The organism is Spirochaeta thermophila DSM 6578, from assembly GCF_000184345.1.
In the GTDB taxonomy this organism is placed as follows: Bacteria; Spirochaetota; Spirochaetia; order Winmispirales; family Winmispiraceae; genus Winmispira; species Winmispira thermophila.
Genome location: NC_017583.1, coordinates 1,247,836 through 1,261,252, shown reverse-complemented (window position 1 = coordinate 1,261,252; position 13,417 = coordinate 1,247,836). Strand labels below are relative to the sequence as shown.

Here is a 13,417-nt window from a genome sequence, read left to right as displayed (position 1 = left end):
CCCATGGAGACGACGACGTTCAGACTACAGGACTTCGAAGGCCCTCTCGACCTCCTTCTTTTCTTGATAAAGCGGGCCGAGATAAACATATACGACATACCCATCGCGGAGATCACAGAGCAGTACCTCGAATTCCTCAGATACGCCGAACGGGTGGAACTCGACAATCTCACCGATTTCTATCTCATGGCCGCCACCCTGCTCTATATGAAATCACAGATGCTTCTCCCGCAAGAGCACGACGAGGTCGATGAGGACTGGGAAGATCCCAGAAAGGACCTCGTGGAGCAGTTGATAGAATATCAGAAATACAAGAAACTCTCGGAACTCATGGAAAAAAGGTGGGAAGAGGCAGAAAACTCTCCCCTCTCGTGGTTCGAGCGTAGAAACGGACAACCCCGTCTACCTTTCGATGAGGAACCGGTCTTGGAGGAAATGGATCCGTGGAACCTCTTCAAGGTCTTCTCCCACCTCATGAGCAGACTCTCGGCCGGAAGACTCATAGACCTCTCCGAGGATGTGACCACCTCGGAGAAACAGGCACTTCTCCTTGAACTCCTCTCCCAGAAGGACGAGTTCCCGTTCACCGACCTGATCACCCGTCCCCACTCGCTCCTCGATCTCATCTGTGCTTTCCTTTCAGTACTCGAGAGCAGTCGCCTGAAATTGATTCGCGTCTTCCAGAACCGGCTCTTCGGGGATATCATCATCAGGAAGAGAGAGGAGGGCACATGAAACTCTCACCCAGCGCCGCTCTGTGCGAGGCAGTCCTTCTGCTCGAGTCGGAACCGATCTCGATGGCCCAGATCGCGGAGACCACCGGACTCTCCTCGGAAGAGGTGGAGCAGTCTCTTCAAGAGCTCAAACAGGTCTATGAGACAAACGGACATGGGATCGACCTCTACATCTCCTCCGATGAGGTGTTTCTCTCACCCCACAAGCGCTTCTGGAGCGCGCTTCGCCCTCGATACGGGAAGAAACATCGTTCGAGGTTGAGCCGTGCGGCCCTGGAAACCCTGGCAATCATCGCCTACAGACAACCTATCACCCGGGCGGAAATCGAGGCCATAAGGGGGGTATCCTCCGACGCCATGATCAGGATGCTCCTCTCCCGAGAATTGATAAAGGAAGTGGGCCGTAAAGACCTCCCGGGAAGACCTGCCATGTACGGTACCACCCCAGAATTCCTTCGCATGTTCGGACTCAAGAGCATCGCCGATCTCCCGAAACTCCAGGAAGAAGAGGCGGAACGATTTGAACTCAAATAGTGGACAGAGACATCCCGGCTCATCCTCGCAACTGCGGCTCCACGTCTTCCTCGCACGGTGCGGTGAAGGCTCTCGGCGGGCATGCGAGGAACTCATCAAGAAGGGACGGGTGAGAGTGAACGGCAGGGTGATAACCAATCCCGCCCATCGCGTGGACCCGCAGGAAGACCGCGTGACCCTGGACGGGAGGGATGTCCACCTCGTCGGAAAGTTCCTCTATCTTGCATTTCACAAACCCCCGGGATATCTCTGCACCCGTTCCGATCCGCAGGGAAGGCCGCTCGTCTATGACCTCATAGATCCCGTCCTGCCGTATAAGGTATTCTCCATCGGACGGCTCGACTTCCTCTCTTCCGGTCTCCTGCTTCTCACAAACGACGGTGAGTTTGCGGATATCGTGATGCATCCCAAACACCGGGTCGAGAAAGAGTATCTCGTGGAAACCAAACGACCCATCCCCAGAGCACTCCTCGAATCCTACCTGAAGGGAATACGGATCGAAGGGGAACGATATGTGCTCAAAGCCTATAAATCGAAAAGCCCCCACAAGGTCCATCTCATTCTCGAAGAAGGAAAAAACAGGGAGATAAGGAAGGTCTTCTATTCCTCTCATCTCCCCATCGTGAGGATACACCGCATCAGGATAGGGCCTGTCCGGTTGGGTCGGCTCAGGCCCGGGCACTTCCGGAATCTCACCAAGGAGGAAATCAGACTTCTACGGGAAGGGAGAGGACATGATGATCATAGCCATTGACGGACCAGCCGGGGTGGGCAAGAGCACGGTAGCGAGATGCATCGCAGAGCGGCTCCACCTCCCCCATGTCAACTCGGGAGATCTCTACCGTGCGGTCACGTACCTTGCCATCATGGCGCAATACCTCTCTCCTCTTCGGGAAGAAGCCATCATTCTCCTGGCTCGAGACCTCACCTGCAGGATCGTCGAGGGCGTTCTCGACATCGACGGCATTCCCTCCCTTTCGGAGCTCCATACGGATCAGGTGGACAGGTGGGTGGCTCAGGTCTCTTCACTCCCCGAGGTGAGGAACCACGTCACGGAAAAGTTGAGAACCCTGGTACGAGAATCAGGCGGCGTCGTGGAAGGACGGGATATCGGCACAGTGGTCTTTCCCGATACACCCTACAAGTTCTTCCTTGACGCCACGCCGGAGGAGAGGGCACGAAGACGCTTCCTCCAGGGGACATCCTCGCTCCCCTATGAGGAGCTTGTGAAGGAAATCCGGAGAAGAGACGAGATCGACAGGAACAAACCACTGGGAGCCCTCAAGCAAGCGCCCGGTGCGGTCTATATTGACACCTCCGACTTGACCAGCGAGGCGGTTTGTGAGAAAGTTATACAGATCATTCGGCAGATATCGGAGAACAGGAGTAGGACTGACATGATGAACCATCAGAACTCAACGCTGGACCCCCAGATGAATACCTCCCCCGACCCATCCGTGCCAGAACAGGAGGAACTGCAGGAAATATATCTCAAGACCCTGGAAGAGGTGGAAGAGGGGTCTCTCGTAGAAGGCACAGTGATCGAGATCAACAAAGATTATGTATACCTCGACGTAGGCTATAAATCCGAAGGCCAGGTTCCCATAAGCGATTTCGATACCCTTCCGAAAGTAGGGGATACCGTCCCCGTGGTCATCCTCCGCAAGGAGACGGCCGACGGTCACATTCTCGTGTCCAAGAAAAAGGCGGATCAGCGGCTCTTCTGGAAGACATTGAAAGACGCCTTCCAGGAAAAGAAGCCTATCGAAGGGAAGATAGTACGGGAGATAAAAGGCGGCTTTGAAGTGGACCTGGGACACGGGTTCTCCGGTTTTCTCCCCAGGTCTCAGACCGACATCGAGCGTGTGGAGGACGTGAGCCCCTACATCGGGCTGGAAACCCGCTTTCTCATAGAACGTCTCTTCTCCAACAGAAAGGTGAACATCGTCCTTTCGAGAAGGAGGTGGCTCGAGGAGGAACGGGAAAGGAAGCGGACCGAGTTCTTCGAAACGAGAAAGGAAGGCGACATCGTAGAAGGTGTCGTGAAATCCTTCGCACCCTTTGGAGCCTTCATAGATCTGGGAGGATTCGACGGACTCCTCCATCTTCAGGACATGAGCTGGGGACGGGCCGTACGACCCAAGGATTACGTGAAAAAGGGTGAAAAGGTCAGGGTGAAGATAATCAAGATGGACAGGGAGCAGCAGAAGGTGAATCTCTCCCTCAAGGCACTCAAAGAAGACCCATGGACCCACTTTGAAGAACGTTACCACAGGGGAGATGTGGTAGAGGGGGTGGTGACCAAACTCATGCCCTTCGGGGCCTTCGTGGAAATAGAAGAAGGCATCGAGGGTCTCGTCCATATCTCCGAGATGTCATGGGTGAAGACCATCGAGCATCCCAAAGAAGTCCTCAAACGCGGAGCGAGGATCCAGGCCAAGATCCTCGACTATGACATCGAAGAACGACGACTCTCGCTGGGTATTCGTCAGCTCCAGGCCAACCCATGGGAGACTCTCCACGAACGCTATCCTGTGGGGATGAGGTTGACCCGTCCTATCACGCAGATCTTCCCGCACGGCGCGGTGGTGGAACTCGAAGAGGGAATCGAGGCCTTTCTCCCGGCAGAGAACATCTCCTGGACCGAAAGAGTGGAGGATGTTACAACCCTCTTTCAGCCGGGACAGGAGATCGAATTCTGTATCACCCGTATCGACAAGAAGAGACGCAGGATCCAGATCGGGATAAAACAGCTCTCCGAAGATCCGTGGAAAGCCCTTGCCAAGGCCTTCCCTGAAGGAAGCGAGATCGAGACCAAGATCCTCAGGAAGGAACCTCAGGGAATCGTAGTGGAGGTTCAGGGAGGAATAGAGGGCTTCATCCCCAATCGTCAACTGTGCGATCCGGCTGTGGAGACTCCCGAGAACGTCCGCGATCGGCTCAAGGAAGGCGACACCATACGGGCACTCGTACTCGAGCTCAAACCCTCGAAGAGGCGGCTTATCCTCTCCATCCGGGAGAAGGAGAGGAAAGAGCAGGAACGCGAATTGAGCAAGTACCTCCATGAAGGGGAAGGGGAGACAACCTTCAGCATAGCAGACCTCCTCTCTTCAAGCCAGGAGGACGAGTCGGAATGATATGATCTTTTCCTCGGAGATCATCGACAAGAGGAAATTGGAAAAGCTTCTCGAGATCAACCTGAGGATCAACTCGAGGTATCAGGACGTACATACCCTTCTGGAAGAGATCCTCTCCTCGGCAATGGAGCTCACGGAAGGGGAGGCTGCCTCGCTCCTCGTTTTGAATCGAGAGATGAATCGCCTCTATTTCGAAATCGCTCTCGGTCCCAAAGGGCCGGAGGTGAAACGCTTCTCCCTCAAGCCGGGAGAAGGTATCGCCGGATGGGTGGCGAAACACAATCGTTCACTCATCGTCAACAGCGTGGAAGATGATCCTCGACATTTCCCTGAAATCGATCGTGAGACGGGTTACAGGACGCGCTCGATTCTCGCCGTACCCATGAGGGTCAAGGAAGAGTGCGTGGGGGTCATAGAGGTTCTCAACAAGAAGGGCGACAAAGGATTCACCCAGGAAGATCTCGAGTGGCTCGAAGTCTTCGCGAATCAGGCCGGAATCGCCTTTCAGAACGCGCGCTATCTCCAACGAGTCCACAATGAGATAGAGCACCTCCAGATCCAGATCACCACCGCACAAGGTTTCCACCCTCTCATCGCGGAGAGTCAACTCATCAAGGAAAAACTCCAGCTCGTGGACAAGATAGCCCAGACCGACTCTCCGGTACTCATCCAAGGGGAGAGCGGAGTCGGGAAAGAACTCTTCGCCGAACAGATCCATCTGAGGAGCAAACGCAAAGACGGACCGTTCGTGCGAGTCAATTGCGCGGCACTTCCGGAGAGTCTTCTGGAGAGCGAGCTCTTCGGACATGTGAGGGGGGCCTTCACCGACGCCGTCCAGGATCGCAAAGGCAGATTTGAACTCGCCCATGGAGGCACGATATTCCTCGATGAGATCGGGGAGCTCCCCCTCACACTCCAGGCGAAGTTTCTCAGGGTCCTCCAGTACAAGACCTTCGAGAGACTGGGGTCGAGCGAGCCCATCCAGGTCGACGTGAGAATCATAGCCGCTACCAATCGAAACCTGGAGAAGGCGGTGGCGGAAGGATCATTCAGACAGGACCTCTACTACAGACTCAATGTCATTCCTCTCTATATTCCCTCCCTCAGAGAACGGGTGGAAGATATACCTGTCCTGGCCGAATTCTTCCTGAAGAAATATACCAGAGAGATGAACAAACCCATAAAGGGTTTCACCCCTGAAGCCTTCGAAGTCCTCCTTGGATATACATGGCCAGGCAATGTGAGAGAGCTCGAGAATGTCGTGGAACGTGCGGTGGTGATATCCCAGGAAGAGTACATCACCCCCGAGGATCTCATGATCTCCCGACCGTCCGAGTACTCTGAGCTCTATCAGCAGAAAGGCCTGAAAGAAGCCGTAACCATCTTCAAACGGAACTTCATCCAGAACGCGCTTCGTATGAACAGGGGGAACCAGACCCTCACCGCAAAAAAACTGGGGATCCAAAGAACCTATCTTGCGAAACTCATCAAAGAGTATGATATCAAAATCTAATGCGATGCAAGGAGAGAGACGATGCCACCAGTAGTACAGGAAAGAGAGGTGAGTACCACACCGCGAGTGGAAAGGTTCTTCAGCCGGTTCCGATGGGTGATCCTGGGAACGCTGCTGCTCGTGATCGCCGTGCTCACCGGATTCTTCACCTATCAACAGAGAGAGGCGGCGCTCCTCGATAAGGGAACCTACGAAGTCGAACAATTGGAAGAGCGTTTCGCCCGCCTACAGACGAGTGACAGAGAACAGGTCGGAGATGAGGAGGTGCTATCCCTCGAAGAGGATCTCAAGGGGGTCGTCGACACCTATGGAAAGGCCTATCCCTCCCAACGCGCGATGTACCTCCTTGGACACCTCGCCTTCTGGCAAGAAGACTGGGATGACGCTTCGATCTGGTTCGATCGTCTTGCAAAGGAATTCCCCCGCAGTTATCTTGCTGCAGTCGCACTCCTCGACGCCGCGGCAGCACGAGAAAACCTCGGCGATACAAGCGGCGCCACGACGCGTTATGAGAAAGTGATCGAAGCCGGTTTCTCCGTCCTGAAACCGCGGGCCCTCTTCTCGCTCGGAAGGCTCAAGGAGTCCTCCGGAGACAGAGAGGGAGCCCGACAGATCTATACTCAGCTCTTGGAGGACTATCCCTCATCCCAGTGGAGTCATCTCGCACGTGACAGAATGATATTCCTCCAACTCCAGGAATAACACCCAAAACCACGGAAGGAGGAAGAGGATGAAACGGATCAAAACAGGATGTGCCGGCTTTCTTATCGCCACAGGGATTTTCCTCCTCTTCCTCCTCCTCAAAGAGACCACGGCGATCTTCGACCGATGGGAACTCAAGGTACTCGATACCCATTTCAAGCTCAAGACTTTGACCACCTCCCGGAAGATAAAAGAGGGAGTAGAGGTCCGCGCCCAGAATCCCAACATATCCCCCGACATACTCATCATAGGAATCGATTTCCGAACCTTGAGTGACATCGGCAGGTGGCCTTTCGACAGATCCGTCCATGCGAAACTGGTGAGCAGATTCGCTCGTATCAGGGATCAGCAACAGAGGGAACGGGCGGTGTTCCTCGACATCTTCTTTGTAGAGCCGCAGGAAGAGGCCTTCAACGACGCCCTCCTCGTAAAGAGCATCGAAGAGAACGGCCGCGTCTTCCTCGACACCGTGCTTGAACTCAATCCTCCGCCTCCTGCCTATGAGGAGGTCCTCCACAGACGGCAGGAGACACTTTTCGAGGAATACGGGCTGATCACACGGATCGAGGGAGACTGGGAATCCATCCCTGCCTTCTACGGGCTTCAACCACCTCTCATCCCGTATGGCAAAGCCGCAAAAGGATACGGTCATGCGAATTTCGTGGAAGACTATGACAAAGTGTTTCGTCGCCAGCCGCTCATAGCCAAGCAGAGCCGGCTGGTGAGGCTCATCCCCCTCCCAGAACTCACCACGGATTTCTCGATCGACAGGTCCAAATTCGAACGTCTCGCGTGGGTGGATACGGAGGGGAGGGAACATCCCATCCCTTATCCTCTCACTGAGGAGATTCTGCAGAAATTGCAGGTGGAGATGGAGAAAAAGGCCCCGCCCAAGGAAATAGATCTGGATGGAGACGGCACCATCGACGGAGAATTCTTCGTGGTAAGATACTACAGGGACTATTTCCTGCCGGCGATCACCCTCTCACTCGCCCTCGAGTACATGCACAAACGGCCCTCGGATGTGGAAGTGGTACTCGGCGAATACATCAGGATACCTGATCCTCAGAAGTACAATCCGAAGACAGGGGAGTGGGAGCCCTATACCATCGTAGCGCGTCCTGCGGAGACGGACGAGAACGGCCGGATCGTGAAACCCGCGGAGGAGAAGACGATCCACGAACTTCGGATCCCCATAGATGAATGGGGCAATATGATCATAAACTACATGGGTCCCCCGTCCTCTTCAGATGGATACCAGACATTCCCGGTCCGCCCCTATGTGGGGTACGTCAAAGGTGCCTTACCGGAAGATCCTTCAAAAGGCCCGCGGGCGATAGCTCCGAATAAGATCATCATGGTGGGGCCCTTCGCAAAAGGGATGGCGGCCGATGAGAAGCCCACTCCGCTGGGATTGATGTATGGAGTGGAAATCCATGCAAACGCCCTGAACACCATACTCATGAGTCAGTTCATCGTACCCATTCCCTGGTGGGCGGACATCGTCTTTCTCCTCGGAATCATATATTTCATCGCCTTCCTCAGCAGCCGGAAATCGATCCTCCTTTCAGCGATACTCACCGTTTTGTTCCTCCTCGTCCTGTTCCTTGCGATCACCGTGGCATTCGATCTGTCCGGCGTACTCGTCCCGTTCTCCTCCACGGGTACCGCAGGGCTCTTCACCTTTTTTGCAATCGTCGTATATCGTGTGATGACCGAGGAGCGTGATAAGCGACGGATAAGAGAGATGTTTTCAAAATACGTGAGCCCCCGTGTCGTGGATCAACTCATAGACATGGAATCCCTCCCGGAACTGGGGGGAGTAGACAAGGAACTCACCGTCTTCTTCTCCGATATCAGAGGGTTCACCACGCTCTCTGAGACCATGACCCCTCAGGAGCTCGTAAATCACCTGAACGAATATCTCACGGTGATGACCGACATCATCCTGGACCTCGAAGGAACGCTCGACAAATACGTAGGAGACGAGATCATGTGTTTCTGGGGGGCCCCGATCCCGCAGGAAGATCATGCCCTCAGGGCCTGCATATGTGCCATCAGGCAGATGAAAGCCTTGGAGGAACTCAACGCGAAATGGCCTCCCGAAAAACGACTCAACATCGGGATAGGAATCAACTCGGGGATCATGACGGTGGGCAACATGGGTTCCCCTGGACGGATGAACTATACACTCATGGGCGATAACGTGAATCTCGGAGCACGCCTCGAGGGTACGAACAAAACCTATATGACGAATATCATCATAAGCGAATACACCTACAGCCTCGTAAAGGACAAAGTAATCGTACGAGAACTCGACAATATCAGGGTGAAAGGGAAGAACAAACCGGTACTCATCTATGAACTCATCGACGTACGAGACGATAGCTAGGAAGGCATCTCCCCCCGAACGAGGGAAAAAAAGGAGGAGAGCAGGGGAGTGGACACTCCTGTTGTTCCTGCTCGGCGTATACGCCGGATGTGGGCTTGAGACAGGCGTGATCCTTAATCCCATAGAGAGCGGACACCTTCTCTATCCAGGAGAAGACACCAAAACGGGTTTCAGGTATGACGGAGAGAACAGCGTATATGAAGCCTATTTCAAGGGTGTGGAACTCTACTACAAATTCTACGCGAGCGACATCTCCGATCGACAGACGTTCTTTGTCGACGACGCTTCATTCACATCCGACAAAGAGGACATAGAGGATATCCTGTACAACCCCGTCTCCTCGCTCACGAGCAAAGGGTACCGACGCGTCTATGCTGAAGGCTCTGAAGAGCTTCCTCTCATCCCCTTTGGATACCCCGATGGCACATACACCGTCACCATCACAGTGGACACCAGCAATGGTATCAGCAGGTTCGATGTAACCGGAAAAGAGACGAAGACCTCCACCATCATACGCACCGTCGAAAACGACGAACCATTCTCCTCTGCAGACAGGGACGACATCGACGTCCCCAATTCAGGAACGCATGTCTATCTCGTATTCGTCGCCGTGTGTTTCGGAGTGGACGACGAACTGAACAATCTCTACAGTGCCGCAAGGGTCCTCTATCCCATAAAAGTGGAAGTCCAATGATGAGCGAAATTCTTTTCTATCATACGAAAATGCTTCTCACACACCTTTCGGGAGCAGCGATCCTCACATGGGCCTACTACTTCCTTCACTTGAAAAAAGTCATGAGGTCTCACGAGGTCCGCATATGGTGGTCCTTCCTCGTCGCCTTCATCGGGAGCATTGGAGGAGGGACCCTCCATGTGGTCTTCACCGCGGTCTCCGGACGCATACATCCCATCATCTTCATCCTGGGAGGTGCGGGGGTGGCTCTGCTCATATACCATGCGAGTCGGCAGATACTCCACAAGGAAGACTTCTGATAATATATATTCTGTCTACTTGAACGAATAGCATCGGAGGGTGTATGAAGAACGAACCCCGGAAGACCAAGGAAGCCATCGTAAAGGAAATTCTTGCCATCCCCCTCCAGGAAGGAGCACCTCTCGCATCTCGCGAGGAACTGTCTTCTTTATTATACGACATCATAAAGTTTCTCAGGAGTCCCGAAGGTTGCCCCTGGGATCGCACACAAACCCTCATCTCCGTGCTCCCGAATCTCCTGGAAGAAGTATATGAACTCTGGACCGCTCTCTTTGCCGAACGCACGGAAGAAGTCGAAGAGGAAATCGGAGACGTCTATCTCAACGCCCTGATGTTCATGATCATCGCAGAGGATCTGGGATACTTCTCCTCCGAAGAGGTCTTGTATAGAGTGATCCAGAAACTCTATTCTCGTCATTCACACGTCTTCGGGGAAGCGAAAGCCGCCAATGCCGAAGAAGCTCTCGAGAACTGGAACAGCGAAAAACGTAAGGAACACAAGCCTCCCTCCTCGGTCTCACCGGATGAACTTCCTCCCCTCTCCACTTCCCACGTCAAAGAACATCTCTCCGGCATTCCCCCTTTTGATGCTGCGTACCTTTTGCAGAAGATTCTTGCCGAGTACAACTTCGATTGGCCTACCTACACCGGACCCCTGGAAAAAACAAAAGAGGAGATCAATGAGATCGAGACCGTTCTCGAAAAAGCACCTCATGACAGAGAGAGTCTGAAGAAAGAGGTTGGAGACCTTCTCTTCTCTGTTCTCAATCTCTCACGAAAACTCGACATTCACCCATCCGAAGCCTTACTGTCAACCCTTGAGAGTATTTTCTCCAGACTGGAGTCGATGGAGAGGATGCTCAAGGAAAAAGGGATCTCATTTCAGAAAAGCTCACCAGAGGAACTCGACTCCCTCTGGGAGGCCGCCAAAGCAGAGCTTGAAGGTTGAAACGTCCAGGGAGATCATACACGGAGAAACATCGTCCCGCATCTCGCAGGAGCATGTCCTCACGAAGGATGGCAAGCCCCTCGTGAGGGTGCAGTTCGGACAGCAGGGCCTTCAGATTCACCCCCCCCTCCACGGGAATGTACAGGAGAATGTCGCCCTCGACGAGGGAGAATTCGGGAAGCACCTCCGGAGAAGAGGCACCTCTCTCAGCGTGTTGTATCTTTTCCAAGACATGCTCAAGTTGTTTGTGATCTATGCCGCTCAATCTGTAGAGCTCTCCTGCATAGAGAGGAGTGAGAGATCCGGAAAAATTCTTTTTCACTATACCCCACACATCGATCCCTGGAGGAAAACTGTCTGCCAGGGTCCCATGATCGGGTAGTGTCGAAAGCGCAGCACGAAGTCTCACCACTTCACATAGCGAAGAGACCGCAACCGGAAGAGGCCTCAGGAATTCCATCCTTGGATGCGGGCTGAAACCTCTGGAATACTCTATCCTCATCCCGGCCCTGATAAAGGATCGTTCGAACACTCCAAGCATCGCTCGATGAGGAACATAAGAAAGCCCCCCTTTTTTCTCGAAGAAAATCAACACTTCTTCCAAGTCGTCCGAATGATGAGGCTTGTAGGTGGACGCTATCCCGATGTCTTCCGTTGAAGAGACTCGAGCATTCGAAGAAGGCTGGAGAGGTTCTTCCGGGGTATGTTTCAGATGGACCTTTCGAGAGCACACCCCACACGCATGATCACAAGGCACATCGCAAGGAGCGGTCATCTCACCCTTCTGCGCTCGTTTCCACTCCCTCTTGAGAAAGTGACGACTGACTCCCAGGTCCACGCATCCCCAGGGGAGCTCACCACTTTCCGGACGTCCTCTGAGCACCTCCTCTACAAGCTGTTTTTCCCGTTCGAGGAGGCTCATCCAGAGTTCTTCGTTCAGATACTCATCCCATGCTTCGAAGCGGGCACCCCTCTCCCATGCCTCCAGGAAGAGAGCCCCTACCCTTTCATCACCTCTGGAAAGAAGCCCTTCAAGTACTGACTGAAGCGGATTGTGGAAACCCACTTTCACCCACTTGTATCTCTTGAGACGGTCCCTCACCTGGAAGATCCTTCTCTTCGCCTCCTCATAGGAGAGCTGAGGAGCCCATTGGAAAGGTGTATGGGGTTTGGGGACAAAGGTGCCGATGTTCATATGAATGGAAATACGCGTTGCACGAGAGATCGTTTCTATGTATTCCACGATTCGCTCAGCTTCTCTCTCGTCTTCGATCGAATACGGGAGCCCTACCATGAAGTAGAACTTCGCCAACCGCCATCCTTTCTCCTTCGCTCGCTGGAGTATGGAAATCACTTTCTCCAACTCAACCTCTTTGTTGAGCCCCCTCTGTCCCTCAGGATAAGGCGTTTCTACGGCAAACGTGAGTCCACTCTTTTTGCCCTTTCCTATCTCTTCGAGCAGCTCCAGGGCAAATGTACTGACCTTCAAAGAAGGCAGGGAGAAACTGAGATGTCTCCCTGCAAACTCCCGATTGAGTGACCTGACGAGGTCGAAGATCCCGGGATAATCCCCGCTGCTGAGAGAAGCAAGGGTGATCTCCCTGTAACCGAGATTTTCGTGGAGATGTCTCACCTCCTCATGGATCGCGGAAGGAGACTTCACCCTCTGGGGCCTGTAGAAGATCCCTGCATGGCAAAACCTGCATCCCTGTGGGCAACCCCTCATGATTTCCACCACTGCATGATCCTGCACCGCGGGTATATTCGGAACAGGTCGATACGAATAGATCCGGGGTTCTCCGAATCCCATCCAGATCGCACGCTTTGCCTTCTGCTTGCCCGGCATCCACACGTGGGGGTCCTCGCCGAGGACCTGCAGAATGGCATCTCTGTCTCCCCCCTTTCTCTTCTCGTCTCTGAGACGATAGAGGAGATCAGGATAGATGGCCTCGAATTCGCCGATGAACACAGCATCGACCAAGGAAGCAAACGGAAGGGGATTCGTGGCTCCAGGCCCCCCCATGAGTATCACCGGATCTCCGGCAAGACTCCGGCGTGCTCCTTCTACAGCCACACCACCCGCTCGAAGTATGGTAGCTATATTGGTGAAACCGAGTTCGTATCCAACAGATATCGCCACGATATCGAACTCTCGAAGAGGGGTACGTGTCTCGAGGCCGTACAAGAGTAATCCATGATCCGAAAGGGATCGCTCAAAGTCAGGGGCGGGTGCAAAGACCCTCTCACAGTGCACACCCGGGATGCGATTGAGGAGATCATACAGATAGTATATAGCGGTATTGGACATTCCGATCTCATAGAGATCGGGGAAACAGATGGCAATGGTGAGATCATCCGGAGAAAACTCCTCCGTGATTGCACCGTATTCACCACCGACGTATCTCCCAGGCTGCCGCACAGAGTGAAGCGCTTTTCTCAAACGATCGAAGGCATACCCCATG

The 13,417-nt window shown here is 53.7% G+C and carries 11 protein-coding genes; 10 read left to right on the top strand and 1 reads right to left on the bottom strand.

Annotated features, from left to right (window positions below; translation table 11 throughout):
• Nucleotides 1–3 precede the first annotated feature (3 nt).
• Genes SPITH_RS05735 through mazG form a run of 10 tightly spaced genes read left to right on the top strand, consistent with a single transcriptional unit; the run spans nucleotide 4 to nucleotide 10,955 of the window.
• Nucleotides 4–735, top strand: coding sequence for a segregation and condensation protein A (locus SPITH_RS05735; protein WP_014624745.1), 732 nt, complete (start codon nucleotides 4–6; stop codon nucleotides 733–735).
• Nucleotides 732–1,268, top strand: a complete 537-nt coding sequence (gene scpB / locus SPITH_RS05730; protein WP_013313885.1) for an SMC-Scp complex subunit ScpB — start codon at nucleotides 732–734, stop codon at nucleotides 1,266–1,268. The genes SPITH_RS05735 and scpB overlap by 4 nt, the downstream gene beginning before the upstream one ends.
• On the top strand, nucleotides 1,255–2,022 hold the full coding sequence (locus SPITH_RS05725; protein ID WP_014624744.1) for a pseudouridine synthase: 768 nt from the start codon (nucleotides 1,255–1,257) through the stop codon (nucleotides 2,020–2,022). The genes scpB and SPITH_RS05725 overlap by 14 nt, the downstream gene beginning before the upstream one ends.
• Nucleotides 2,006–4,405, top strand: coding sequence for a 30S ribosomal protein S1 (locus SPITH_RS05720; RefSeq protein WP_041624040.1), 2,400 nt, complete (start codon nucleotides 2,006–2,008; stop codon nucleotides 4,403–4,405). The genes SPITH_RS05725 and SPITH_RS05720 overlap by 17 nt, the downstream gene beginning before the upstream one ends.
• A 1-nt stretch (nucleotide 4,406) precedes the next feature.
• Nucleotides 4,407–5,918, top strand: a complete 1,512-nt coding sequence (locus tag SPITH_RS05715) for a sigma-54-dependent Fis family transcriptional regulator (RefSeq protein ID WP_013313882.1) — start codon at nucleotides 4,407–4,409, stop codon at nucleotides 5,916–5,918.
• Between the two features lie 21 nt (nucleotides 5,919–5,939).
• Complete coding sequence (locus SPITH_RS05710; protein WP_014624742.1) at nucleotides 5,940–6,620, top strand: tetratricopeptide repeat protein; 681 nt, start codon at nucleotides 5,940–5,942, stop codon at nucleotides 6,618–6,620.
• A gap of 28 nt (nucleotides 6,621–6,648) precedes the next feature.
• Entirely contained in the window at nucleotides 6,649–9,012 is a 2,364-nt protein-coding gene (locus SPITH_RS05705) for an adenylate/guanylate cyclase domain-containing protein (protein ID WP_014624741.1), read from the top strand.
• Nucleotides 8,981–9,706, top strand: a complete 726-nt coding sequence (locus SPITH_RS05700) for a hypothetical protein (protein ID WP_014624740.1) — start codon at nucleotides 8,981–8,983, stop codon at nucleotides 9,704–9,706. The genes SPITH_RS05705 and SPITH_RS05700 overlap by 32 nt, the downstream gene beginning before the upstream one ends.
• 29 nt (nucleotides 9,707–9,735) lie before the next feature.
• Nucleotides 9,736–10,005: a hypothetical protein gene (locus tag SPITH_RS05695; protein ID WP_245523472.1), complete on the top strand. Its 270-nt coding sequence runs from the start codon at nucleotides 9,736–9,738 to the stop codon at nucleotides 10,003–10,005.
• A gap of 44 nt (nucleotides 10,006–10,049) precedes the next feature.
• On the top strand, nucleotides 10,050–10,955 hold the full coding sequence (mazG, locus tag SPITH_RS11960; RefSeq protein WP_014624738.1) for a nucleoside triphosphate pyrophosphohydrolase: 906 nt from the start codon (nucleotides 10,050–10,052) through the stop codon (nucleotides 10,953–10,955).
• On the opposite strand, the gene SPITH_RS05680 is transcribed toward mazG, so the two are convergent.
• Nucleotides 10,867–13,416 (bottom strand): TIGR03936 family radical SAM-associated protein, encoded by a 2,550-nt coding sequence (locus tag SPITH_RS05680; RefSeq protein WP_014624737.1) that lies wholly within the window; start codon nucleotides 13,414–13,416, stop codon nucleotides 10,867–10,869. The two genes, mazG and SPITH_RS05680, sit on opposite strands and share 89 nt — an antisense overlap.
• Between the last annotated feature and the right edge of the window lies 1 nt (nucleotide 13,417).